At 55.1% G+C, this 24754-nt stretch carries 20 protein-coding genes; 8 read left to right on the forward strand and 12 right to left on the reverse strand.

Features of this window, described 5'->3' with window-relative positions; genetic code table 11:
* Positions 1–978 carry a S26 family signal peptidase gene (locus BUA44_RS08470; protein ID WP_072810799.1) on the forward strand — a complete coding sequence of 326 codons (978 nt, stop codon included), beginning with the start codon at positions 1–3 and terminating at the stop codon, positions 976–978.
* Here the strand turns inward: BUA44_RS08470 and BUA44_RS08475 are convergent.
* Positions 975–1172 carry a hypothetical protein gene (locus tag BUA44_RS08475; RefSeq protein WP_072810801.1) on the reverse strand — a complete coding sequence of 66 codons (198 nt, stop codon included), beginning with the start codon at positions 1170–1172 and terminating at the stop codon, positions 975–977. The two genes, BUA44_RS08470 and BUA44_RS08475, sit on opposite strands and share 4 nt — an antisense overlap.
* 127 nt (positions 1173–1299) lie before the next feature.
* On the opposite strand from BUA44_RS08475, the gene BUA44_RS08480 reads away from it, so the two are divergent.
* Positions 1300–2118, forward strand: coding sequence for a TatD family hydrolase (locus tag BUA44_RS08480; RefSeq protein WP_072810803.1), 819 nt, complete (start codon positions 1300–1302; stop codon positions 2116–2118).
* Positions 2119–2401: 283 nt separating this feature from the next.
* Here the strand turns inward: BUA44_RS08480 and mfd are convergent, their stop codons facing one another.
* Together mfd and BUA44_RS08490 are read right to left on the reverse strand one after the other, a co-directional pair.
* Complete coding sequence (gene mfd / locus BUA44_RS08485) at positions 2402–5791, reverse strand: transcription-repair coupling factor (RefSeq protein WP_255370496.1); 3390 nt, start codon at positions 5789–5791, stop codon at positions 2402–2404.
* On the reverse strand, positions 5791–6390 hold the full coding sequence (locus tag BUA44_RS08490) for a ribonuclease H1 domain-containing protein (RefSeq protein ID WP_072810807.1): 600 nt from the start codon (positions 6388–6390) through the stop codon (positions 5791–5793). Before BUA44_RS08490 ends, mfd begins: the two co-directional genes overlap by 1 nt.
* Before the next feature lie 41 nt (positions 6391–6431).
* Between BUA44_RS08490 and BUA44_RS08495 the strand changes: the two genes are divergently transcribed.
* From BUA44_RS08495 to BUA44_RS08515, 5 genes are read left to right on the forward strand one after another with little or no spacing between them, the layout of a single operon-like run.
* The gene (locus tag BUA44_RS08495) at positions 6432–6983 is read left to right on the forward strand and encodes a hypothetical protein (protein WP_072810809.1); all 552 of its coding nucleotides are present in this window, start codon (positions 6432–6434) and stop codon (positions 6981–6983) included.
* The gene (locus tag BUA44_RS08500) at positions 6980–7846 is read left to right on the forward strand and encodes a PHP domain-containing protein (protein WP_083535404.1); all 867 of its coding nucleotides are present in this window, start codon (positions 6980–6982) and stop codon (positions 7844–7846) included. Before BUA44_RS08495 ends, BUA44_RS08500 begins: the two co-directional genes overlap by 4 nt.
* A complete protein-coding gene (locus BUA44_RS08505) occupies positions 7830–9857 on the forward strand; it encodes a hypothetical protein (RefSeq protein WP_255370497.1) in 2028 nt (675 codons plus the stop codon). The genes BUA44_RS08500 and BUA44_RS08505 overlap by 17 nt, the downstream gene beginning before the upstream one ends.
* A gap of 19 nt (positions 9858–9876) precedes the next feature.
* Positions 9877–10071 carry a hypothetical protein gene (locus tag BUA44_RS08510; protein WP_072810814.1) on the forward strand — a complete coding sequence of 65 codons (195 nt, stop codon included), beginning with the start codon at positions 9877–9879 and terminating at the stop codon, positions 10069–10071.
* Between the two features lie 8 nt (positions 10072–10079).
* A complete protein-coding gene (locus BUA44_RS08515; RefSeq protein ID WP_072810816.1) occupies positions 10080–10784 on the forward strand; it encodes a MauE/DoxX family redox-associated membrane protein in 705 nt (234 codons plus the stop codon).
* A gap of 136 nt (positions 10785–10920) precedes the next feature.
* Here the strand turns inward: BUA44_RS08515 and prfB are convergent.
* The 7 genes from prfB to BUA44_RS08555 all read right to left on the reverse strand — a co-directional run bounded on the left by prfB (position 10921) and on the right by BUA44_RS08555 (position 21502).
* Positions 10921–12028, reverse strand: a protein-coding gene (gene prfB, locus BUA44_RS08520; protein WP_143151917.1) for a peptide chain release factor 2 whose coding sequence is annotated in 2 segments (ribosomal slippage) — positions 10921–11955 and positions 11957–12028 — 1107 coding nt in all. Because the reading frame shifts where the segments join, the coding sequence is not laid out codon by codon here.
* On the reverse strand, positions 12028–13032 hold the full coding sequence (locus tag BUA44_RS08525) for a peptidylprolyl isomerase (protein WP_072810820.1): 1005 nt from the start codon (positions 13030–13032) through the stop codon (positions 12028–12030). Before BUA44_RS08525 ends, prfB begins: the two co-directional genes overlap by 1 nt.
* 295 nt (positions 13033–13327) lie before the next feature.
* The gene (locus tag BUA44_RS08530; RefSeq protein ID WP_072810822.1) at positions 13328–14542 is read right to left on the reverse strand and encodes a hypothetical protein; all 1215 of its coding nucleotides are present in this window, start codon (positions 14540–14542) and stop codon (positions 13328–13330) included.
* Positions 14543–14843: 301 nt separating this feature from the next.
* Positions 14844–15545, reverse strand: a complete 702-nt coding sequence (locus BUA44_RS08535; protein WP_072810824.1) for a DUF2314 domain-containing protein — start codon at positions 15543–15545, stop codon at positions 14844–14846.
* A gap of 569 nt (positions 15546–16114) precedes the next feature.
* Positions 16115–18628: a glycoside hydrolase family 94 protein gene (locus tag BUA44_RS08545; protein ID WP_072810829.1), complete on the reverse strand. Its 2514-nt coding sequence runs from the start codon at positions 18626–18628 to the stop codon at positions 16115–16117.
* A gap of 118 nt (positions 18629–18746) precedes the next feature.
* Entirely contained in the window at positions 18747–19355 is a 609-nt protein-coding gene (locus BUA44_RS08550; RefSeq protein ID WP_072810832.1) for a PadR family transcriptional regulator, read from the reverse strand.
* Between the two features lie 284 nt (positions 19356–19639).
* The gene (locus tag BUA44_RS08555) at positions 19640–21502 is read right to left on the reverse strand and encodes a phosphoenolpyruvate carboxykinase (GTP) (RefSeq protein ID WP_072810834.1); all 1863 of its coding nucleotides are present in this window, start codon (positions 21500–21502) and stop codon (positions 19640–19642) included.
* A 279-nt stretch (positions 21503–21781) separates the two neighbouring features.
* Here BUA44_RS08555 and glgC point away from each other — a divergent pair, with 279 nt between their 5' ends.
* On the forward strand, positions 21782–23032 hold the full coding sequence (gene glgC / locus BUA44_RS08560; RefSeq protein WP_072810836.1) for a glucose-1-phosphate adenylyltransferase: 1251 nt from the start codon (positions 21782–21784) through the stop codon (positions 23030–23032).
* Between the two features lie 188 nt (positions 23033–23220).
* Here glgC and BUA44_RS08565 read toward each other — a convergent pair whose 3' ends face one another.
* Both BUA44_RS08565 and BUA44_RS08570 read right to left on the reverse strand, forming a co-directional pair.
* On the reverse strand, positions 23221–24144 hold the full coding sequence (locus BUA44_RS08565; RefSeq protein WP_072810838.1) for a sugar phosphate nucleotidyltransferase: 924 nt from the start codon (positions 24142–24144) through the stop codon (positions 23221–23223).
* 170 nt (positions 24145–24314) lie between these two features.
* Positions 24315–24749 carry an acyl-CoA thioesterase gene (locus BUA44_RS08570; protein ID WP_072810841.1) on the reverse strand — a complete coding sequence of 145 codons (435 nt, stop codon included), beginning with the start codon at positions 24747–24749 and terminating at the stop codon, positions 24315–24317.
* Positions 24750–24754: the final 5 nt, after the last annotated feature.

Below are 24754 nucleotides of genomic sequence, written 5' to 3' on the forward strand. Positions count from 1 at the left end.
ATGTCGAGCCTGAAGTTTAAAGTCAAGAGACTGCAATGGAAGAATTCGAAAGCATGCCTGGCCGTGCTTGTCGTCATCCTTGCAATTGTCTTTATCTTCGCGATGGCTTTGCGTATCCGCGTGCTGGAGCCGCTACAGATTACGGATTCCTCGATGTACCCGAGGCACAAGGAAAAAGAGATTCTGTGGATGTGCAAGTTACCGCAGTGTACCGACAAGATTGCCTACAACGAGACCGTTTGGGCAACACTGCGCAACGGGGAAAGTATTATCCGCAAGGTGATTGGACTCCCCGGCGACAAGATTGACTTTTCGGACCGCGGGCGCGTAAAGACCCCGCACGGGAACTTCAGGTGGAAAGACGAGACGGCATTTATCCAGAGGCGCCACCTTCACATACCCCGCAAGGGCGACACGCTCCGTTTTGCCCAACTGAACGACATCGAAGAAGACTACATGATAAACCTGCTGATTGAATCCGGCAGGAAGTTCTACGTGAAGACGACCCTCTGGCAAGGCGACCGCGAAATCGGGATTGAACGGCTCGGTTCCACAAAACTCGGGAACCGCCAGGTTAGCCTGCAAGAAATCGACTTTCTCCCCTGGCAGGACCGCTACCTGCTCGAAGAACAGATTTTCCATACCGAACCGGGCGACTCCCCCATCCAGATTCGCCGAGAGTTTTACAACGAGGAAGATTCCACGCAAATTACCGAACTTGTGGTACCGGAAGACTGCTATTTTCTCGCCTGCACCAAGGGGGCGTTCTGCCTCGACAGCCGCGAGGTGGGCTACTTTACCAGGAGTCACCTGCGTGGGCGCTACGTGAAGGAACCGCGAATCGCGATAAACACCGTGAGAGGCTTTGTGAGAAAGGCTCTCGCAGCAGTAATGATTAACAAGAAGAAAACAAAAAAAGAGGCCGCGCAGCCCGAAAGCGATGCGCAGCCCCAAAAGGCAGATTCTACCAAGAACTAGATGCCCTTGCGCTCCAGGTCGAGAAGCAGGGCCTGCAGGGAGTCTTCTACAGAATCACGGAAGTTTGCAGCACCGAGGCTACAGCTTGCGACGACTTCACCGTCCTTGGAAATACGAATGACGGCATAGCCATTCTCGTTAGAAAAAGTGACGACAAGACCTTTCTTCAAGGCTTTCTCGAGCAGGTCGCGCATAGGGACTCCTTTAGTTTAAATACAAAAAATGAAATATCGGGGCTAATTCGGCCCACGAACCTTAAACTAGACTTTTAAAGGCGAAAAAACAAGCACTTTTTTCAAAATTTCGTATTTTATTGGGAAAATGGCGATTTTTGACTCACATTTGCACCTCGCAAGACTACCGCAACCCCTTGAACTGGCACGGGAACTGCATGAACGCGATTACCGGTACAGGGCTGTGGCATGCGAACCGTGGGAATGGAAGGCGGTTGACGGGATATGGACAGGAGCCTCCGAAACCGGCTGGTTCGAGGGATGCGGACGCAGTTACGGACTGCACCCGATGATTGCAGCACAAGTTGCGGAAGGAGCGATCAACGGGGGTCCAGAGGACTTATGGACAGAACTGCGCCGGCTGCTGGAGAGCGACCCGAACACACAAGTCGGAGAAGCGGGACTGGACCGACGGTATGCGGGCTATGAACCAGGCGGAGTGCAAGAGAAGGTTTTTCGCAAGCAGGCGGAAATGGCTCTCGAACTCGGGCGAGACCTGCAAATCCATTGCGTGGGCGACTACGGGCGCATAATCAGGGTGTTGCGCGAAGCCGGGTTCGCCGCGGGCTTAAAATGCGCACGCCCCGATTCAAGCATTAAACGGCCGCGCCCCGTATTCCACAGGTTCGGCGGCGACGCGGGCATCGTAAAGGCGGGCCTTTCGCTGGGCGCATTATTCTCCATTCATGCGGATACACTCCGCAAGAAGGCGACGCGGGAAGCCCTCGCGCTAATCCCGCGGGAGCATCTCCTTTTCGAGACGGACGCCGACGAATCGTTTATCGAAACGCTTGTCGCCACGCGCGGATCAGGAGATGCCATCACGCCACAAGATGTCGCCGTGATGCTCGAAGATACGCTCAGAGACGTTGTTGCAAGATTCTCGCCGTCTCCCCAAAGAGGATAACTCTACTATGGCAACAAGTTGCCAAGTATCGTATAGCGAGAATGACGTGACGCAGTTTATTTAAGATTCTCGCCTGCGCGAGAATGACGAGATGCGTTTCCCTAGATTCTCGCCTGCGCGAGAATGACGAGATGCGTTTCCCTAGATTCTCGCCTGCGCGAGAATGACGATGCGGGCAACTTCGCGAGAATGACGATGCGGGCAACTTCGCGAGAATGACGATGCGGGCAACTTCGCGAGAATGACGATGCGGGCAACTTCGCGAGAATGACGAGATGCAGGCCTAGTTCAGGATATTCGTGTCCCTAAAGAGCGGGTTTGCGGGTTCCGCCTTCGCAGGCGTCGGCGTGATGTCGGCGAACTGCCGGAACAGTTCTGCAATGCGCTCAGCGAGCGTTTCTGCGGGGGCCGTACCGAGTTCGAATACCGCCTGCAGGGGCGACGTGCCCACATAGCGCATGGGGCAAGTGCTCTTGCCGGCAATCTCCCCCAGTACACGAGTTTCTATAGGCGGGAACTCCACGAACGTCGCCACCAGGATTCCCTTGCGCTGCTGCAGGCCCTGCATGCGGAGCCTGCCGGCGTGTAGCCCGATTTCGGTTACGAGAAGGAGCATATTCGCGGGTACCGGAAGTTCACCGAAGCGGTCCACAAGTTCCTGGCGAACGCTTTCCACCTCCGCAGAACTCGAGATGCGGGCAATCCGCTGGTACATCCCGATGCGGGTAAGTCCATCCTGGATGTAGTCCTCGGGCAGGTAGGCATCCACGCCGATTTCCACACGCGGCTGCACCGGCTTTTCGGTTGTGCCCCCGCGGAGCATTTCCACCGCCTCGCGAACCAGGCGCACATACGTCTCGAAACCCACCTCGGCGATAAACCCGTGCTGTTCCTGGCCCAGCAGGTTACCCGCACCGCGGATTTCCAAATCGCGCATGGCCAACTGGTAGCCGCTCCCCAGGTCGCTGAACTGTTCCAGCGCCTTTAAACGGCGCATGGATTCCTGAGAAATCTCGCCCCTTGCGGGTGTAACCAGGTAAGCCTTCGCGAGCACGTCGCTACGGCCCACACGCCCGCGCATCTGGTAAAGCTGGCTTATGCCAAAATGGTGCGCATTCATAATGATGATGGTGTTCGCGTTCGGCACGTCCAGGCCCGACTCGATGATGCTCGTACTCACGAGGATATCGAATTCGCGAGAGAGGAAGCTTTCCATCACGCGTTCCAGGTCGCGGTCGTTCATCTGCCCGTGGGCCACGGCCACGCGGGCTTCCGGCACCCACGATTCCACTTCTTCGGCAAGCGTATTGATATTCTGCACGCGGTCGTTCACCACAAAGACCTGCCCGCCCCGCGCCAGTTCGTCACGGATGGCACCGGCCAAAACCATGTCGTCGCGTTTCAGGAGTTTCGTCTCTACCGGCAGGCGGTTCATGGGCGGCGTATTGATAAGCGAGATATCGCGCACGCCTGTCATGCTCAGGTGCAGCGTACGCGGAATCGGGGTTGCGCTCATGCTGAGCGTATCCACCGTCATGCGGAGTTCGCGCAACTTTTCCTTCTGCTTCACGCCGAACTTCTGTTCCTCGTCAATGATGAGGAGCCCGATATCCTTGAACTGATTCTTCTCGCTCAAAAGCGCGTGCGTCCCTACCACGATATCGATTTTCCCTTCGGAGAGCTGCTGGAAAATTTCCTTCTTTTCCTTCGCGGTCTTGTAGCGGTTCACGAGCGCGATATTCACCGGGAATGCGGCAAAACGGTCGCGGAAGTTCTCGTAATGCTGGGCGGCAAGGATTGTCGTAGGCACGAGAATCGCCACCTGCTTCTTGGCGGTAATGCACTTGAACGCAGCCCGCATGGCAACTTCCGTCTTGCCGAATCCAACATCTCCACAAACAAGGCGGTCCATGGGCTTGCGGCATTCCATATCGCGTTTGATTTCCGCAGTAGCCTTCACCTGGTCAGGCGTAGGCTCGTACTCGAAGGCATCCTCGAATTCCTGTTGCATCCTGCCGTCGGGCGGGAAGGCAAAACCTTCGACAAGTTCGCGTTTCGCATAGAGTTCCACAAGGTCGCGGGCAATCTTTACGACCTTCTCCTTCACGCGCTTCTTGAGGTTTTCCCAGCTCTTGCCACCCAGGCGGTCGAGCTTCGGGATTTTTTCCTCGGAAACCTCCAGGCGTTCTATCTTCTGCAGGTCAGAAACCGGGAACTTGAGGCGGTCCCCGCCCTCGTATTCCAGCAGGGCGCAATCCACAAGACCGCCGTTCACCTCAACGCGCACAAGCCCGAGGTAGCGGCCCACGCCGTGATCCTCGTGAGCGACAAAATCCCCGCGGTTGAGCGATTCCACCATCAGGGCGCTCGTCACCGAGCCTGCAATTTGGCGTTTCCTGGACTTGGTCGCATGGCGGTTGAATATGCGGGTCTCGGTAAGGAAGGCAATCTTTTCATTATCGAGCCAGAAGCCTTCGCTCAAGTTACCGACAAAGTAATCTGCAACAGGCAATCCCTCGAACACGTGCTTCAGGCGGGCAAGAGCACCCGGAGTAGGCGCGACTACATATACCTCGCCACCGCCTGCACTGAAATCCTCGATTTTCTTCGCCACCTCGGCAGTCCCTGCGCTCGCAAAATCCTGCGGGCGCGATTCCACCTTGTACCAATTCGAGGCTTCCGTCTCCACGTGAGTAATATCAAGCGAGGCATGCCCCGGGAACATCATCGCAAGTTCATTGAACTTGAACCAAATTTCGCTTGCGGGTACCACATCGGGCACGGTCGCACGGATTTCATTGTACGTAGATTCGTAGGCGGCATTCATCCGGGACGCCGCCTCCGAAATGGCGGAAAGTTCCTCGAACACGAGGCTTGCCCCCGGCAGGTAATCCAGCAGACTGCAGTTCAGTTTCTCGTACCGGGCGCGCTTCCACCATAACCCCGTCAGGTCGCCACCGTATTTTGCCAGTTCCGCGTCGGGCAGCGTCCATTCGCCCATCGGGTAGAGCGTCACGCGGTCCATCCGTTCCACGGAACGCTGCGTGAAGATATCGAAACTGCGGATGGATTCAATCTCGTCGCCAAAGAACTCAATGCGTATCGGGTGCGGGTACAAGAAACAGTTCACGTCCACGATGCAACCGCGTACCGAGAACTCGCCAACCGAACTCACTACGGGCTGTTCCACGAATCCATGATCCAGGAACCACGGGCGAAGTGTTGCAGGTTCCAGCACATCGCCCACCTTGAGCGTGCGCATTTCGCGTTTAAATCCGCCGGGAGCAGGCAACTTCGCGAGCAGGGCATCTACAGCACAAACGGCAACAATCGGTTTCTGCACATCGCCCACATCACGGAAAAACTTGAGGCGCTCCTCGACAACGCCCTCGAACGGAACCTTCTGCTCGTAGGGCTTGAGCCCTATCGAAGGGAAAAAACGAACAAAGTCCTCGCCCACGAGGCTCTGGAGATTTTCCATCCAGACTTCGGCACTCTTGAAATCCTTCGCGACAACAAGCATGTTGCCGGGCCGGTCGAAAAAGCGCTTCGCCACCATCATGGACGCAAGCGGGATGGAGGCCCCGTTTACGTGTATCGCCTCGTTACCCGCGTCCGCAAAGAGCGAAAGCGAGCCGGCCGGGATTTCCTGGATAAATTCCTGCAGCGTCATTATGCGTTAGCCTTGCCCTCGGCCTTCAGCTTCTCGATGGCTGCCTTCGCAAGCCCATCCACGCGCTCGTTCCACTTGACACCCGTATGGGCGGCAACCTTCTCGAACTTCACGCGGAAAAGGAACGGCTTTACCGCAGCCACGTACTGCTGCGCGATATGGCTCTTGGCCTTCCATTCCCCGCGCGCCCAGCGGGCAATACCCTCGTAGTCGTGGCAAATCGTCGCATACTTGTCGTTCAGGTCGAGCCAGCGCATCGCCTGGTAGCTTGCCATGCATTCGCCGTCTATGTTCCTGCTTTCTGCCGGGAAAACCGTGTAACCCGAACCCGTGGCAACTTCCTTGCCGTCCTCGACCACGACGAACGCCCAACCCGCCTTGTCGCAGCCGGGCATAAAAGATCCATCGACATACACACGTACACCTGCAGGCTCGGCAACTTCTTCACCCGAAAGCCAGGCCTGCGCTTCGGGCATGGTCGAAAAAGACTTGTACTTGAGTCCCTTCGTTCCTCGGACAATCGTCTCGCATTCTTCCCAGGAATTTACGATTTTTCCCCATTCAGGACTCTTGATTGCATAAAACTTCTGCTTCGGCATATGTACAAATTTATATATTTCTCCCAAACATTGGAGTTCTCTTGAAACCGTCGCCATACTTTGCTGACCAGTTCCGCTTTTTCTTCAAACGATTCTCGGGTAACGAGGCGTTGTTCAAGTGGTTTCTGAAAAAGGCGGGCGAAGACTCCCAGGCATTCGATTTCCCCGGTGCGCTCAAGAACAACCCGAAAACGCTCGTGTTCCTCCCGCGCGATATGGAAAGTGCCGCAGGGTTTCTGCACAAGATGCCGAACACGTGGTTTGCAAACGTGCTCTGCGTCGCGCACGAATCGCTCCATGCACTGATTTCGGCCAAGCGCGCCCACGCCATATACTTCAGCGACTCGGAATGCCGCTACGGCGAACGTGTTTTCGACGAACTGGAACAGAAAATCCACGAATTTTCCCCCACGGTCTGCATCTACCTCGGGCAACCGTTCCTTCCCAGGCTCTACCTCGCCAAAAGCAGCGGGGCCGGACTGCGTATCGGTTTCAACTGCGAAGCCTATTACCCCTTCCTGAACATGAGCCTCACACCCGACCAACTTAGCGAGGCGGAGCTCATCAGCGGCTACTACGGGGTAGGCAAGTGATCCGAGGGACAATCATAACAGAGAACGGCGGCTATGCGGACCTGCACCTGCACACGCGACTTTCCGACGGCACGCTTTCCGTCGAGGAACTGCTCGCGCTCACCAAGCGCAAGGGCCTCCGGTGCATCTCCATCACCGACCACGACAACCTGGACAGCTACAAGATTGCCGAGGGGCCTGCCCGCGACATCGGGATAGAACTCATCCCGGGCATCGAAATTTCTGCCGTGTGGCAGGGCAAGGACATCCACATACTCGGGTACTTCTGCGACCCCACGAACCTCGCGCTCAACATGGAACTTGAGGATTTCGCGAAGCAGCGAATCGCCCGCGTGAAGGCGATTATCAAGAAGTTGAACGCCCTCGGGATAGATATCACCTACGAGAAGGTGCATTCCTACTGCAAGGGAAAGGTCATCGGGCGCCCGCATATCGCCATGTCGCTCGTAGACGAGGAATACATCGGGAACTTTGCGGAAGCCTTCACCAAGTACCTGGGTGACGGCTGCGTCGCCTTCGTCGAAAAGAAGGGACTCAACCCGCAGCAGACCATCCGCCTCATCGAGAACGCGGGCGGAATTGCGGTCCTCGCCCACCCCTACAAGTCGGGCCTTTCCGACGAATTCATCGAGGACATGGTGGAATGGGGAATCAAGGGTATCGAGGTCTACAGCCCCGCACAGAAGGGCGCCGTGGGCCGCAAGTACAAGGAGATGGCCCAGCGTTTCGGGCTCGTGGGTACCGGCGGCTCGGACTTCCACACCGAAGGGGGCGCCTACCCTCCCGGCTGCATGAAGATGCCCTACACCGTGGTTCAAGCCCTCAAGGAATGTCGCGAGAAATCCCGTGCGGAATGGTTCTAGCATGAAGTTCGGCCAGATTCTCGCATACATGCTTTCGGCCCTCGCGCTAATTGCAACGGCAGCAGGCGCGCAGGTCATGAACCCCACGCCCTACGAAAAACCGAAGCCGCAGGATTCCGTGTGGTACGCGCCCGACCGCCCGAGCCCATCCGTGCGCGAGAACGACGCCGGCCGCTGGGGACTCGCCCATACCGAAGTCATGGAACGCCTCTACGACGTCTCAGGCCAAAAGTCGGAATGGCTGCTCGGCACCTCCATCCTCGGGAATCCGGAACTCGACCCGTTCTCGATGGGACTTTCAAACGTAAGCCAGCGCTACCCCTCCATGCTCTCGGGCATCTACACCACCCGCCTCGGGTTCGACCCCTCGCGCCTATCGCTCAACGGCGAGAACGGCATTCTGTTCGAGGAACGGCACGGCATTCCCGTAGATACCCCCATTACCGATGTCGCCTGGGAACGCGGGGCCTTCGACGGCAACGCCCTGCACCTTGATTTCCGCAGGCTCGTTACCGACTCGGTGACGCTCGACTTCGGCGTGCAGAGCCGCTCCAACAAGAATTCCAAGGAATACGAGTACCAGAACGTCACCAGCTCGCCGTACTTTGCCCTCGGGCGCGACTCCACGAGCATTCCCTTTTCCGGCAGGAACATCGCCGTAAACACGATGCACGTGCAGCCCATGCTTACCTGGCGATTCGGGCTCGGAAAGGCGCACTTCAAGATGAACTACCTCTCGCTCGAGAACGCAGACCAGACTAGCTACAAGGTGCTGCTCGATACGCTCGACCTTTCCAAGCGCACGTTCCAAAAACCGCACTACACCATGGACGAGAAGGCAATCACGTATGGTGGCGGCGTGGAGTTCTACCCCCTCAAGCGGCTCACCCTCGGGGCAAGTTTCCATTACGGCACGCACGAGATAGAATACGATTCACTCGCAGCTATCGCCTACGATTCCAAAACCTGGACCGACACGCTCGGGGTTGAGCACACCGACAGCATGTACTACGACACCACGTGGAAATTCACCTACAACACGATGCTCGGCGACGCCTTCGTGCGTTATGGAATGTTCCTGAACCCGACCATCCGCTTTATGTACGAATTCGTGAACACCGACGAGGAACGCCCCGAATTCAACAAGACTTACTACCAGGACAGGGAAATCGGCTACGGCGAAGTTTCTGACACCATCGGGTTTACGATGTTCCGCGTGCAGGGCGGCATACAGCGCAACAGTTCCCTCAGGGACCAGGTAGATTTTGCCCCCGCATTCTCGGCCGACATGAGCATGTTCCTGCCCTTTGACCTGCGGCTCAACGCCATGTTCCGGCACGACAACAAGTTCCCCGAGGTAAGGCAGCTCAAGTTCAACGAGACCGGAAGGCTATCGTTTGCGAACAAGGAACTCGAATTCGAAAAAAGGAACCGTGCGGCAGCCACCCTCGGCTGGTACTCGAAGGAAGTCTACTACGGGCTTGGCATGCGTTACGAAAGCGCAGAAAACCTCATGAAACAACGTTGGGTCTTGGGCGAAGGCATGGAGTCCGTGCCTACGGCATTCCAGTGGACCAACCTCGACGAGGCATCGACCATTGACTGGATTATGAAGATCGGGTTCCGGCTCGGGAACTGGAAATTCTACCTGGAACGCGGACAGGTCCTTGACCGCGACGAGCGCATCCTCGACGTGCAGGAGCTCTACTACAAGGGTTCCATCCACTGGCAGAACCGCTTTGTGCGCGACAGGCTCGGCGTGAGCGTCCGCGTGGACTGGCAGTGGTTCGGCACGCACTACGACTGCACCGTGAACGAGGAAGGCCTGCCCGAAATCGAGGAGATGAAGAAGTACCTCGCGCTTGATTTCGAGGCGCGCATGCAGATTCTCACCTTCGAGCTCTACAGCCGCATCGAGAACTTCAACCACAGCATCTACATGCCTGGTTCCGGATACACGCCCGAAGGACTCCGCTTCGCCTACGGCATCGTCTGGACCTTTGGGAACTAAATTTTATATATTCATCAATATGAAAGAACGCATCAAAAAGATTCCCGGACTTGTTATCGATTACCTCAAGTCACTCAACTGGGTCGTGTTGCTCGGCATCGCCCTCTTCTGCATCATTCTCGCCATCGTGAACAACATCCGCGTGGGTGAAGGCAAATCCGTCGAATGGATTGGCACCCAGGACGTGATGGAAAAACCGGCGGACATCCTGTAGGGGGCAACATGGTCGAATGCTTTGAAAAGAACAACATCAAGCGTACGATTGCCTCTGCGGTCGTCCTCCTTATTGCAACCTTCTTTGTCGCCTTCGGTGTGGCCGAAATCAGTTTCCCCGAAAGCATCCTCACGTTCACCGACCACGATTGGCTTTTGGACATCTGGCCCAAGGCCTACCGCTACAACATCCACCTGGGTGTTGCCGCCTGCGTCATTTGTGGCCTGCTCGTAATTCCGGCCATCAAGCTGCAAAAGGATTTCGCCATCCGCGCCCTTGAAGTGCTCTGCAGGTTCGGCATCGGCGGCATGTTCATATTCGCCTCCATCTTCAAGATTCAGGACCCGCACCAGTTCGCGACTCTCGTAGCGCAGTACCAGTTCTTCTCAGCACTGCACGTGGATTTCGTGAACAACTTCTTCGCGCTAGTTTATCCGCAATTTGAACTCTGGTTCGGGCTTGCAATGATTTTCACGCCCTTCGTGAAAGAATCCGCGTTCGCCATCTTCTGGATGTTCGTGAGTTTCATCATCGCGCTCGCCTGGGCGCTCTGGAACGACCTAGGCATCACTTGCGGGTGCTTCGAACTCGAAGGCGCGCAGGACAAGGCCGAAGCCTGGACTAGCCTCATCCGCGACCTGATTCTCATCTGGCCCACGCTGTGGCTTGCAATGCGCAAGAACCGTAGCCTCATCGGCGTTTGGCGCCGATAAGACCGCGGCATCTGGAAAAAGTAGCGCGCAGAAACCCAATTGAAAAACCCCAGCTCAACCGGGGCATTTTTCTTAATAGATGCCCGCCTTCGCGGGCATGACGAAGTATCCGCACCCGAGACGTCGAACGAGCGGTCTATTTATTCTCTTCGCTGGTGCTCAGCAAGTACGCGTCAATAAACGGCCTAATCTTGCCATCGAGCACGCCAGCGGTATCGGAGGTCTCGACACCTGTACGCAGGTCCTTCACCATCTGGTAGGGCTGCAGCACGTAACTACGGATCTGGCTCCCCCACTCGACCTTCTTCTTCTCGGCCATACGGGCATCGCGCTTCGCCTCTTCTTCCAGGCGGTAGTGCTCGGCCACCATGGTCTTGAGCATCTTGTAGCAGGTCTCGCGGTTCTGAATCTGGCTGCGTTCCGTCTGGCAGCTCGCCATGATACCCGTGGGCAAGTGCGTCATGCGTACCGCAGAGTCCGTCTTGTTGATGTACTGACCACCTGCGCCCGAAGAACGGTAGGTATCCACACGCACGTCAGCCATGTCCAGGTCGAATTCCACGTCCTCGTGCTCGGGGTACAGGTACACGGCGGTAAAGCTCGTGTGGCGGCGGGCATTCGCGTCGAACGGGCTGATGCGCACCAGGCGGTGCACGCCAATCTCCGAACGCAACAGGCCGTACGCGTTCTCGCAGGTCACCTCGATGGTGGCGCTCTTGAGGCCCGCGTCTTCCGCCTCCTGGAAGTCCACCACCTTGAATTCCATGTTCTCGCGCTCGAAGAAGTGCGTGTACATGCGGAACAGCATCAGCGCCCAGTCCTGCGACTCGGTGCCGCCCGCGCCCGGGTGAATCGACATCAGGCAACTGCAGGCGTCGTCCGGGCCGTTCAACATCTTCTTGAATTCCATCTTCTCGACACGCGCGCGCAAGTCGGCGACATCGTTCTCGATGGTCTTGGTCAGGTCGGCAGATTCCTCGTCCTTGCTCATCTCGTAGAGTTCGGCAAGGTCATCGCAAGTCTGGGAGACCTCCTTCCAGGAATCGAGGAGGCCACGCAGGTTGCCAATTTTCTTCATCATGGACAGCGCCTTCTCCTGGTCGTTCCACAGGTTCGGGTCGGCAGAGTCCTTTTCGAGGACGTAGAGCTCTTCGGTCTTCGCCTCTAAGTCAAAGATACCCCCAGAGCTTGTCGATACGCGCACGCAGTTCGATAAGCCCGGTATGAGTAGTCTGGAAGGCCATTACTTGCCCCCGATGGCCTGCGGCGGGGTGTACTTCTTGTCGAGGTACTGAACCTTGTAGACCTTCGCAAGTTCGTCCAGGTAGCCCTTGAGCTTCATCTGGCGTTCCTGTTCGGCCTGGAGTCGCAGGTAGTATTCAATCTGGGCCTTGTAGCTTTCATACTTGCCGTCATTACGTTCGGCAAGCATAAAGATATACACGCCGTCCTTATCGGTAATCACGTCGGTAATCTCGCCCACCTTGATCTTGTTCACGGCCTTCACGAAAGCATCGCCCTTGGACTTCGCGACAAACTTCGGCATCACGCCGCCGGTCTTCTTCGCATCCTTGTCCTCGCTGTAGATGGCGGCAAGCTGGGCAAACGGAGCCTTCTTGGTACGCACCTGGGCGGCAAGGCCCTTCAGCATGTCCTTCGCGTCGTTGATTTCCTGAGCCTTCTTGCCCTTCGTAGAAATCCAGATTCGGGCACCGCTGATAGAGTCGTTAATGACAGCCTTTTCCTTGTTGAGTTCCCAGAAAGCCTTCTTCTTCTCTTCGGTCGGGTCCTTCGGGAACGGGACCTTCTTCGCAAGGAGTTCCTCGCTCTTGAGCTGGTCCTCGATCTTCTCGCGGAACTGGGCCATGGTCTGGCCGCTCTGCTTCAGCTGCTTCTGGAAGGCATCTTCGCTCGGGAACTGCTTCTTGAAGAGCGTCGCAAGGCTATCCACGCGGTTAGCGGGCACCTTGATGCCGAGCTTCTTGCATTCGAGCTTCACGAGTTCCTGGCCCACGAGGTTGTCAATAACCGCATAGCGGACCTGAGTCATGGTCTCGTCGTTCACCTTCTTGCCATGGAACTGCTGCAAGGCAAGCGCCTGGGTCAGACTATCAATACGACCCGCAGAAAAACCGACCTTTTCCACACGAATGACGTCGATGCTCTTGCTGTTGAGGAGTTGCGCCGAAGCAATGCCCGCGGCAAGCGCCACGGTAAGGACACCACGAGAAATAAGTTTAAGAGACATTATCTATCCTTGTTAAAAATTTCCGCGCTATAATATAGCAAAATGGCGAGAGTCGCGCCAAAGCCCGAAGGGTTTTGGCATGACCGAGCCTAGCTATATGCACTCCGAAGGAGTGCCATATAGCAAAAGTGTGCAAGGCGAGTGAAGCAGGACTGCTTGCAGGCCTATTTCCGAGCCGCAGCCACGGACGCCAAAGGCGTCAAAAAGCGCCCCCAAAAACCGGGACGCCGTATAAAATCAGCTTCGTAGGTTTATTTTGCAGTTAAACAGGCGCTTGCACCCCTCGCACAAGCCCCTAGCAGCCCGCGACGTCGCCGTCGCGGTCACCGCTGCAAGTATTGCAAGAGGAAGTGTTTCCGCAGGGCAGCAGTTCCTCGGCTTCGTAAACCGGCTTGGTCTTCGTTTCGCCCGAATACTTGATGTACTTCACATCGGCAAACGACACGCCGAGAGTGAACGTGATGACGCCCATGGAGCCGCCGGTCGTCGTGCATTCCGGATACAGGACGGAGGCAATCAGGGTATCGCCCCTGAGTTCGGCGTTGAGCCCGTTGAAAGTGCAACGGTCGTCCACAAGCACGCCATCGTCACGGAAGGTAACGGACCCGCTAGCGCTTTCCACTTTCACGACGCGCGGAGCAACCGCCGGACCGCCGCGAAGCATGGCCGAGACGTCGGTCGCCTTTTCATTAATGTACGTGGTCGGAGGCGGCAGGTACACCCACTTGTTGTTTACGCACTGGTAAGCGCGGCCATAGAATTCCAGCAGGGTGTCCGTGTCGCAGGGCTCCAGGTCAGGCCTCCGGATTCCGTCGGGAATGCCGTCGCCATCGCAATCGCTACCCGGAGGGCAGGCATTTGCGCGTGTCCAATAATTCGCGACACATCTGTAATCTTCACCGGTTGCGCAGTCGATAGCGACCTCACCGTTTCTTCCGACGCAGTTTCCTTCTGCGCTCATCCCGTCGTAATCGGTAATGTGTTCGCAGGTAGGCTTTATCTGCGTCCAGAGGCGATTGCTGCAGGCGTAGTCAGGGCCTCCCTTGCAGTCAGGAACCACAGCGCCTTCTACATCGCAATGGTTGCAGGCCTCGTTCGTCACCGGGCATAGGTCACCTTCACAAGGCGGGCACATCTGATCCATGTCGATGCATTTTCCGGCAACACAATATTGCGTATAGCCCATCTTGCAGAGCTCCTCCTCGGTGTATCCGCATTCGGGCATGAATGCTTCACACTGCTTTTGCAGCAAGGAGCTGGAACTGGAGTTTTCCGCAATGTCAGAGCTACTTTCGGGAACAGTCTCGCTGGAGGCAGGCTCGCCGTTGCTAGATTCGGGCGGAACGTCCCCGTTGCTCGAGGAACTTGCATCCGTGCTCTCGATGGCAGAGGACTTCTCGTCGCCGCCGGTCGGGGCGCTCGGGCTGTCGCTATCGCAGGCGGCAAAGATGAATGCGGCAAGCGCCACGGAGGCAATCCCGCAAGCAGGCTTAAGCATTTTCGTTTTCATACGTTTCTCCTTTTATCAAATCTAGTTTGTCCATTCGACAATCGTTTTCAACACTCTCAAATATATAACTTTTTTCGCAAAAGTCAATAGATTCATAAAACAAAATTTAGATAATTTCATCAAAATTGCTACATTTTTTATTATTTCATATCATTTTATTCTATATGCAACAAATATCGCATGCATATAGAACAATCCCCCTCACGAAGGTCGCCCAAATGTCTCACAAGTCAGAATACACAAAAAAGCAAAAATCCGCCCCAACGGAGCGGACTTCAAATTTCCTGCTTTCCTTAAAACGTCAGGGTTTGACCTCACCGGTTCGGAAATCATAAATTCCGTAAGTATAGAAAACCTCCCCTTCCTCGAACTTCTGCCCTTCGCGTCGTTTCTTTTCGTACGAAGCCTTCAAGCGCTTTGCTATTTCCGCAATGGTTTCCTGCGATACAATCCCGTCTATGCTGTTCTGGTATTTCGCCGATTGGGCATCCTGGTACTTGAACTCGAACTTGCCCTTCTTGAACACCCCCTCGAAAAAAACGCCGACAATCCCCGAATCGAACGCCTCGATGGCCTTCCCCACGAAATTGCCTTCCTCGTTGCCCAAGGAATCCACGACGACCCAGTTCTTCACCTGGTCCTGCGTGAACGAGACTTCATCGCCCTTCTTGTATTCCTTAAGGAGCTGAATATCGTTAGTCACAATTCCCTGAAACCGATTTCCCAAGCACTGGGTAACATGAACGAAAACCATCTCCTTCGTCCCGTCCTTGTCGACAAGATTAATCTGTACATCCAGCACACGCTTTTCGCGCACGTAGTCGCCCGCGATGTACTTCTTCTTGACCGCAGGGAACGTCTCCCTAGCCTTTTCGATATACGGGGCAATGAGTTTTTCAATATCGGCGTTCATGTTGAACAACTTGTCCTCGGCTGCATGGCCGCACACGCAAAGCACTGCAAGCAGGGAAATCACGCGAAAAAGTCTAGAAAACATATTCATACCTCACTAAAAATAACACAAAAAACAAAAAAAGGGTACCAAACGACTTATTTTGACGCACTTTGGTACCCATTTTCACACACAAACTAACAGGAAATAACGCATTTCTAACGTTCAAACACTGATATTGCAAAAAAAATGGGGATTAAAGCGACATTTTTTGAGTATTTCATCCCCACTAAAAGCAAAATTTGACTTTTTAGTACAAACAAGCTAACAAATTGGGTACCAAACAGGCGTTTTTTCAGCAGTTTAGTCCCCAATTTCCACAAAAAAGCAAAAATCCGCCCCAAAAGGAGCGGATATTTTAATTTCAGGAAGATCCCCGCCTATGCGGGGATGACAAACCTCTTTCGAAAAACGCAGAGAGCCAAGCGAGAGCAAACAAAAATCCGCCCCGTGAGAGGCGGACATAAATGTTTCTAAGAGGAGATCCCCGCCTACGCGGGGATGACACTATCATCCAAGAAACGCAGAGAGCCTAGCGAGAGCAGGCGCCTTGACCGAAGGCGTACAAACGTACGACGAGAGTCAAGGCAACGCACTATCGCGACGGCTATATGCGTTTCTTAGCCCATGGTCACTTCGACCTTGTGTACACCCTTCGTAAAGATCGGGGCAATGTTCGAGTCGATTTCCTTGCCGTCAACCACCATCTTGGCGACACCCTTGCACACGTGCTTCGGGTTCTTCACCGTAATCTGGTAGGTTGCACCACGGAACTTACGGGTTGCTTCGAAGCCATCCCACTTGGACGGGATGCAAGGATCAACCACGAGGCCCTTGTAGTTGGCACGGATACCGATGATGAACTGCGTGGCAGCCTGGTACGTCCAGGTGGAAGTACCGGAGAGCCATGCGTTACGGCCCATACCGAACTGCTTGTGTTCGTCACCGAGGATGTTCTGCGGATAGCAGTACGGTTCGGACTCGAACACGTCGAGGATGTCGTTCTTGGAAGCCGGGTTAATTTGGTTGTAGTACTGGAAGGCATTGTCGCCACGGCCGAGGATGGTTTCGGCAATCATCACCCACGGGTTGGTGTGGAGGAAGATACCGCCGTTTTCCTTGGCTCCGGGAGGATAGGTGGAGATGCCACCCACGGCCGGTTCAAAACCGCGGTAACCCGGAGTGGAGCTCTTCACGCCGTACTTGGTGTTGAGGAGCTTGTTCAGGCTGTCCATGCCCTGCTTGGCGCGGTCGCCGTAAGCGATGCCGGCGATAACCGGCCAGGACTGGCCGTTGCAGTAGATCTTGCCGTACTTGGCCTTGGCGACACCGTAGCCGTTGCCGTCCTTGTCGAACCAGCGGGTCCACCACTTGCCGTCCCAGGCGCTCTTGTTGAAGGCGGCCTTAACGTCTTCGTACCAGCCCTTGTACATTTCGACGGCCTTCTTGTCGCCGAGGGCTTCTTCGATGTCCATCATTTCGAGCAGGGCCTTGGCGTACAAGGCGGTGTTGAACGTGGATTCTGCACCGAGGGGCAAGTTCATGCAGTCGTTCCAGTCAGCAAAGCCGAGGAGCGGGAGGTTGTGCTTGCCGAGGTGTTCACGGGTGAACTTCAGGGCGCGCTTCAAGTGTTCGAGAACAGTGCCCTTCGGACGGTCCTTGCGCTTCTTGCCGGCGACGTAGAACGGAATCTCTTCCTTGAGGAAATCCATCTTGCCGGTTTCCTTGAGGTAAGAAGCCACAGTGAGGATGATCCAGAGGTGGTCGTCGCCGTACCAGTCGGCATACATCGGATTGCCCTTGGCATCCTTGACGCCGGCCTTTTCGCGGGAGTCACCGGCGTTCGCTTCGTTGCCGTTGTCTTCGGCGAGGGCGAGCGGGGCGTACTGGTGCATGGCGTTACCTTCGGGGCGCTGCACGGAGATGAGGTTCTTGGTGAGGACCAGGGCTTCTTCCGGCATGTGGCTCATCACGCCCATCAAGTCCTGCGTGGAGTCACGGTAACCGATACCGCGGCTGGTGCCGTAGCCCAGCTGGTACAGAGAGAGGTAGCGGCTCCAGTTCTTGGTGGTGTGGCACTGGCGCGGGTTGTGGACGTTCACCATCGTGTTGAACGATGCGTCCGGAGTCTTCACCTGGATCGTGGAGAGGTAGTTCTCCCAGAACTTGGCAAGTTCGTCGAAAGCCTTGTCGACGTTCTTCAGGTCGCGGTACTTGGCGATGGCCTTGGCAGCAACCTTGAGGCTCTGTTCCTGACCGAGCTGGGTGCAGCAACGGAAAGTCTTCTTGGCGGCAATCTTGCCACCGTGAATCATGAGGGCGGCGATGTTGTCGCCACGGTCGCATTCGCTGTTGGAAAGTTCCTTGTTGCCCAAGGAAAGCGGAGCGGCCCAGGAGCCCATTTCGTTCGCGCCGAGGAACACGCGGCGGTCACCGTCGAAGCTACCGACCTTGCAGTTAGCGGTCACGTAGTTCACGGCGTAGTCGCGCTTCATGTAGGCATACTGTTCGAGAACGACGTGGCCGTCCTTTTCCCAGTGGCCCTTGAGGGTCATGGTCTGCGGAACCCAGTCGGCGTTCGTGAGCTGCTTTTCAGCTTCGAAGTGGCTGAATTCATAGACCGGGATAATGTCCACTTCCTTGGCGGCACCACCGAGGTTCGTCACCTGGATGTCCTGGAGGAGAGTGTTGGAGCCCGTCGGCACGAAAATCGTGACCTGGGTGCGGAGTCCGCAGCATTCGGCAATCCAGCGCATGTAAGAAAGGCCCACGTGGCATTCCCACTTGTCCATCTTGGTGAGGGTGGGAACAACAAACGGAGAGAACACCGTGTAGCCCTTGGCTTCCTTGATACGGATGTAGATGGTGCTGGCCTTGAAGTCAGAGCACGGCATCTGGGCGATGTACTTGGTGATACGGTTCAGGGCCGGGTCGCCCTTGCAAACCAGGGTACCGCCGGTAGTATCCACGATACCGCCGAAATTCAAGGTACCGACGTAGTTGCACCACTTGATCGGGGTTGCCGGCGTGGTGAGCACGTATTCTTTTGCAGCGTCATCGAAGTAGCCGTACTGGGCGGCCGGAGCCTTCTTGGAGGCGACCTTCTTGACACTCTTCTTCTGTTTTGTAGCCATTGTATCTCCGTAAGAGGGGGTTGTTAAATTTAACGCGGTAAATATAAAAAAATGTGAGGTGTGAAATGTGAGATGTGCAATTATTCATTACACATTACACATTTCACACTACACATTGTTATTGGTCTTTCTTCTGGTTAAAGTTCTCGAAGTCGCGGTTACCGAAGTTGATGTAGAAGTAGCCGTCGAGCTTCTTGTTGCGGATGGGGTCGCGCAGGATGCCGATGGCGGCTCGCACGTACTTGAGCTCCACAAGAATGTGGTCGCGGCTCATGCAGTTGAGGAACGGGCCTTCGGGGTAAAGCGTCGGGCGCGGTTCTTCGGCAATCATCTTCTCCAGGCGCTCGATTTCCTGCACCAGACGGCGTTCGTGCGCCTCGAGGGTGCGGATGAGTTCCTTGTTCTCGGCACCGTAAAGGAAGGCGAAGCCCAAGGTGCGCGGGTCGTCGTTGAACCCGGTCAGGTGCTTCAGGACCTCCTTGCGGAGCACGTCCTTACCCTTCTCGGTGATGCTGTACATCATGCGTTCGGGGCGGTTCCCTTCGCGTTCTGTACGGCCCAGAATGCACTCGTTCTTCTCGAGCGTCGTCAGGCGGTTGTAAACGGTAGATGTGCTCAGGTTGGCCCAGCGGTCAAGTTCACGGGAACTGATTTCCGTGATAATGTCGTAGCCGCTACGCTCCTTCTCCAGGATCAGGCCCAGGAGGACCAGGTCGTATCGATTCATTTTATACCTTCTATTCCAAATTTCAGAATGCCAAAGGCACCCCTATTCCAACTTGGAATATATTATCATTTTTGCGAAAAAGTGTACTCGTTACAAAAAAATTTGCAATTTTTACATTATGTTTATAAAAGTTTACTTACAGACAACAGGGAAGGGGCGGCAAGGGAGGGCTTGGAGCCCGCCCTAATCTCCCCCAGTGCCCGCCCACATCTCATAAACAAAAATCCCCGCGGCCTTGCGGCCACGAGGACTTTTGTTAGGAGGAGACTTTTCCTAATAAGGCACTATGCCTTATTGAGACGATCCTGGATCATGTCGATGATTTCAGAGAGTTCCTTCGGGAGGTGCTTGCCGAACTTCGGATAGTGGTTTTCCTTAACGTCAGCGAGTTCCTTCTTCCAGCCTTCCACGTCAACCTTCGTGATCTGCGGGAGAGTTTCCTTATAGTAGTCAGCGAGACCATCAGTATTGATGGCGCCTTCCTTCGGCATGTAACCGATCGGAGTTTCGACAGCGTTGTCAACACCGTTGCAGCGGTCGAAGATCCAAGCGAGCACGCGGCTGTTGTCGCCGTAACCCGGCCACATGAAGCCACCCGGAAGCTTTTCGTTGTTGGCATCCTTACGGAACCAGTTCACGTAGAAGATCTTCGGAAGCTTGTCTTCAGTGGACTTCTTACCGATTTCGATCCAGTGCTTGAAGTAGTCACCCATGTTGTAGCCGCAGAACGGGAGGATGGCGAACGGGTCGCGACGGATCTTACCGACCTGAGAGGCGTCAATCGTAGAGGCAGCGGTGATTTCGGAACCCACGATGGAGCCGAGGAACACGCCGTGGTTCCAGCTGAGGGACTGGTGGACCAGAGGAATGGTGGACGGACGACGGCCACCGAAGAGGATTGCAGAGATAGGCACGCCTGCCGGATCTTCCCATTCCTTAGCAATGCACGGGCACTGCTTAGCCGGAGCGGTGAAGCGAGCGTTCGGGTGAGCCATTTCTTCGCCCTTAGGAGCCTTGTCCTTCGGGAGAGCGTCACGGGTCTTGCCCTTCCAGTCAACGAGCTTGCCCTTGGCCGGGTAGCCGATGCCTTCCCACCACACGTCGCCGTCTTCAGTGAGGGCGCAGTTGGTGTAAATGGTGTTCTTTTCTGCAGAGATAAGAGCGTTCTTGTTGGATTCTGCAGAAGTACCCGGAGCAACGCCGAAGAAGCCGGCTTCCGGGTTGATAGCGTAGAGACGGCCATCCTTACCAAACTTCATCCATGCAATGTCGTCACCGATGGTTTCGACCTTCCAGCCCGGGATAGTCGGGATGAGCATAGCGAGGTTCGTCTTACCGCAAGCAGACGGGAATGCGCCAGTCACGTACTTGACTTCGCCCTTCGGGTTGGTGAGCTTGAGGATGAGCATGTGTTCAGCGAGCCAGCCTTCGTCGCGAGCGAGAACGGTAGCGATACGGAGAGCGAAGCACTTCTTACCGAGAAGAGCGTTTCCACCGTAGCCCGAACCGTACGACCAGATGAGGCGTTCTTCGGGGAACTGAGTGATGTACTTGTATTCAACGTCAGCGCAGGGCCAGATGCCGTTGTCGCTTTCGCATTCGCGGAGCGGCTTACCAACGGAGTGGAGGCACGGAACGAAGTCAGCGTTCACGTCTGCATTGAAGATGTCGAGAACCTTCTTACCGGCGCGAGTCATGATGTCCATGTTGAGAACAACGTATTCGGAGTCCGTGACTTCGATACCGTTCTTGGAAATCGGGGAGCCGAGCGGGCCCATGCAGAACGGAATCACGTACATGGTACGGCCGTGCATACAACCCTTATAGAGCTTACGCATCGTCTGCTTGAGTTCAGACGGGTCGATCCAGTGGTTGGTCGGACCTGCATCTTCTTCCTTCACAGAGGAAATAAAGGTACGGGATTCGACGCGGGCCACATCAGACGGGAGAGAACGGAACAGGTAGCAGTTTTCCTTCTTGGCGAGCTTCGTGGCGAGGCCAGCCTTGACGCACTTCTGCATAAGGGCATCGTATTCTTCCTTGGAGCCGTCAACGACAACGACGTTGTCCGGTTCGCACATGGCAATCATTTCATTCACCCAAGTACTGATCTTCGGGTGCTTGATATCGTTAAGGGTAAGACTCATTATGAGCTCCTGTTTGGTTTAACGTTAAGTTTCGATAATTTCGAACGCGATAAAATTTACAAAAAACAATGTCCAAATTGCAGGGGCGTTGGCAATTTTTTGAACTAAATCACCCCATCCATCCGCCACACGCAGTCCGCCCCAAATACGGCGCTTGAAAAAATTTCACTTTTTTTGTTTTTTTTTGCTAAAAAGTTTACATTTCGGCCTGAAATTACATAAATTAGGCTTGTATACACGAAAAAGGGTTAATACCCCTCATTATAAGGTTATTGCTATATGAGTTGGTCTTATTCTAGAGAACACCAGAAAAACATCCTTTGCATGATCATGGCCGGCGGTCAAGGCAGCCGTTTACAGCCCCTCACCCGCGACCGCGCGAAGCCTGCCGTCCATTTTGGCGGAACTTACCGCATTATCGACTTTGTGCTGAACAACTTCATCAACTCCGGCATCTTTAAAATCAAGGTCTTGACCCAGTTCAAGAGCGATTCCTTGAACAAGCACATTTCTGCCGCCTGGAATTTGAACGCCAGTTTGGACCAATATGTGGACTTGGTGCCTGCACAGATGCGCACTGGCGACGACTGGTACAAGGGAACGGCCGACGCCATTTTCCAGAACATCAACCTGATTACCGACGAACGTCCGGACCTCGTGGCTATTTTCGGTGGCGACCACATCTACAAGATGGACATCAACCAGATGATTGATTTCCACCTCTCCCGCGCCGCCCTTTTGACCATTGCCGCTATTCCGGTGCCGGTTTCCGAAGCGTCTGAATTCGGCATTATCGAAGTGGATGCCGACAACCGCATGATCGGTTTCGAAGAAAAGCCCAAGAACCCCAAAGAAATGCCTGGCAACCCCGGCTACTGCCTCGCGAGCATGGGCAACTACATCTTCACGAGCAAGTTCCTGGTGCGCGAACTTTTGAAGGGAGCAGAGAACGGCGCGACCGACTTCGGCAAGCACATCATTCCTAGTTTGTACAAAGAATACCCGGTGTACGTCTACGACTTCAACACGAACATCGTGCGCGGCGAGCAGGCATCTACCAAGGGTTACTGGCGCGACGTGGGAACGCTCGACGCCTTCTTCGAGGCGAACATGGACCTGTGTTCCGAAAACCCGCCGTTCGATTTGTACAACAACTACTGGCCTATCCGCACATTCAACTGGAACCAGCCGCCCGCCCGCTTCTTTGCCGGTGACGGCAACGCCCACCAGGGAGCGGCCATCGATTCCATCGTTTCTTCGGGTTGCATTATCGGCGGGGGCACCGTGGTAAAGAGCATTCTCTCCCCCGGCGTCACCATCCAGAAGGACGCCCTCGTGGAGGAATCCATCCTCTTCCCGAACGTGACCATCGGGCCGGGCGCGAAGGTGCGCCGCGCCATCGTCGAGAAGGGCCTGCACATTCCGGCCGGATTCCAGATTGGCTACGACCTGGAACGCGACAAGAAGCTCTTCCACGTGACAGAATCTGGCATCGTCGTCCTCGCGAAGGACACGATTATAAAGGCATAAAAACATCACACCGAAGTCGCGGAAGCGACAAGCGTGTCCATGAATGTCGCAAGCAAGTAAAAACCCGCATCGGTTGATGCGGGTTTTCTTCAACACATAGGAGAATATGCAAACACCCCGCACGGGGCATTTTATCCCAAAAAGAAAGCCCCGCACAAGGCGGAGCGAAAACACGAATTTGCACAAGGCTACTTGTGAACCACGGCGTTCTTTACGATGCCGCTAGAAATCTTCACGCCGTTCCAGACAATCGCGTCGCGAATCTCGACACCGGAAAGTTCGCAATCGTCACCGATGGCGACAAACGGGCCAATCTTGCAACCGTGAATCTTCGCGTTCTTGCCGATGTAGCACGGCGGAATGATTTCCACGCCCGGAACATTCACGTCCTTGGAGTTGTCGTTGCGCTTCAGGATATGCGCGTTCGTATCGAGCAGCGTTTCCACGAGCCCGCAATCGAGCCAGCGGGAAACCGGAGCCGTCTTGAACTTGCACCCCTGCTCAATCATCATCTCGAGCACATCGGTGAGCTGGAACTCACCCTTGGTGCGAATATCGTTATCCATCAGGTACTTGAGGGCAGCCTTCAGCGCCTTCACGTCCTTGATGTAGTAAATGCCCACGATGGCCTCGTCACTCACGAACTCCTGCGGCTTTTCCACAAGGCGGTCAATAAGGCCTTCCTTGCCCACCACGGCAACGCCAAAGCGCTTCGGGTCCTCGACCTTATAGGTGTAGAGGATGTTTTCCTGCGCATCGTTCAGGATATTCAGGTCCGCCTCGAAAAGCGTATCGCCCAAGATAATCAGGAGAGGCTCGTCGTCGTTCACGTACGGGAGAGCAAGGCTTACCGCCTCGCCCAGCCCCTGCGGGTTGGACTGCACCACGGTACGCACGGCGCCCCATTCGGGCTTCGACTTGAGGTACTCGTCCATCTTTTCGGCCTTGTAGCCGGTAATGAAAATCGTCTCAGAAGGCTTGAGGCACGAAGCGTCCTCGACAATCCAGTCGATAATTGTCTTGCCGGCAAGAGGCAGCAGGCACTTAGGACGATCCTCGGTGTACGGACGGAGTCTCAGACCATTTCCGGCGACAGGCAATACAATTTTCATTCAGAGTTTCCTTCTATTCCTATTTATGCCCGAAGGCAAAAAATATGTACAAAGGTAAAAGATAATAAAAAAATACTAATTTGTCAATCAGCATTTTTGCTAAAAAAAGCAAAAAAACGGCACAATCAAAAAAAACACCCCATATTTGTACCATCGGGGTGTAGCCCGGTCTACGCCCCTTCGACGTACAACTTCTTCATCTCGTCGGTCAGGGCCATAGGGCGGCCGCGGTTCAGGTCCACGAGCACCCACTGCGTCTCGGATTCGAAAATCACCTTGCCGTCGGACACACGCTCGAACCTGCACTTGCGCAAGCTCGCCACGCGGCCATACGCCGCCACCCAAGTAGTCCCGCGGATTTCATCGCCCAGAAAAGCCTGGTTCTTGTACTCCACGTGCTGCACATGGATCATCCAGCCGGCGCCAAGGTTCTTCATGAGGGCCGTGCCGCCGACGGAATCGGAATGGGCAATCGCAATATCCTGAATCCACTTGACCGACCACACGTTGTTAAAATGGTGATTGTCGTCAATCATCTCGGGTGTCACCTTGAACACCTGCGTGAACTGCATCGGGTTCACCGTATCTTCCATTGCAATAGCCATAAAAA

It is taken from the genome of Fibrobacter sp. UWR3, assembly GCF_900143055.1.
Lineage (GTDB): Bacteria > Fibrobacterota > Fibrobacteria > Fibrobacterales > Fibrobacteraceae > Fibrobacter.

Excerpts from the sequence above, each read along its gene's own strand:
- BUA44_RS08570 (WP_072810841.1), bottom strand. The coding sequence starts at position 24,749 with ATGGCTATTGCAATGGAAGATACGGTGAACCCGATGCAGTTCACGCAG.
- BUA44_RS08565 (WP_072810838.1), bottom strand. The coding sequence starts at position 24,144 with ATGAAAATTGTATTGCCTGTCGCCGGAAATGGTCTGAGACTCCGTCCG.
- BUA44_RS08470 (WP_072810799.1), top strand. The coding sequence starts at position 1 with ATGTCGAGCCTGAAGTTTAAAGTCAAGAGACTGCAATGGAAGAATTCG.
- glgC (WP_072810836.1), top strand. The coding sequence starts at position 21,782 with ATGAGTTGGTCTTATTCTAGAGAACACCAGAAAAACATCCTTTGCATG.
- BUA44_RS08530 (WP_072810822.1), bottom strand. The coding sequence starts at position 14,542 with ATGAAAACGAAAATGCTTAAGCCTGCTTGCGGGATTGCCTCCGTGGCG.
- BUA44_RS08480 (WP_072810803.1), top strand. The coding sequence starts at position 1,300 with ATGGCGATTTTTGACTCACATTTGCACCTCGCAAGACTACCGCAACCC.
- BUA44_RS08545 (WP_072810829.1), bottom strand. The coding sequence starts at position 18,628 with ATGGCTACAAAACAGAAGAAGAGTGTCAAGAAGGTCGCCTCCAAGAAG.
- BUA44_RS08550 (WP_072810832.1), bottom strand. The coding sequence starts at position 19,355 with ATGAATCGATACGACCTGGTCCTCCTGGGCCTGATCCTGGAGAAGGAG.
- BUA44_RS08490 (WP_072810807.1), bottom strand. The coding sequence starts at position 6,390 with ATGCCGAAGCAGAAGTTTTATGCAATCAAGAGTCCTGAATGGGGAAAA.
- BUA44_RS08475 (WP_072810801.1), bottom strand. The coding sequence starts at position 1,172 with ATGCGCGACCTGCTCGAGAAAGCCTTGAAGAAAGGTCTTGTCGTCACT.
- BUA44_RS08525 (WP_072810820.1), bottom strand. The coding sequence starts at position 13,032 with ATGTCTCTTAAACTTATTTCTCGTGGTGTCCTTACCGTGGCGCTTGCC.
- BUA44_RS08555 (WP_072810834.1), bottom strand. The coding sequence starts at position 21,502 with ATGAGTCTTACCCTTAACGATATCAAGCACCCGAAGATCAGTACTTGG.
- BUA44_RS08515 (WP_072810816.1), top strand. The coding sequence starts at position 10,080 with ATGGTCGAATGCTTTGAAAAGAACAACATCAAGCGTACGATTGCCTCT.
- mfd (WP_255370496.1), bottom strand. The coding sequence starts at position 5,791 with ATGACGCTGCAGGAATTTATCCAGGAAATCCCGGCCGGCTCGCTTTCG.
- BUA44_RS08510 (WP_072810814.1), top strand. The coding sequence starts at position 9,877 with ATGAAAGAACGCATCAAAAAGATTCCCGGACTTGTTATCGATTACCTC.
- BUA44_RS08535 (WP_072810824.1), bottom strand. The coding sequence starts at position 15,545 with ATGAATATGTTTTCTAGACTTTTTCGCGTGATTTCCCTGCTTGCAGTG.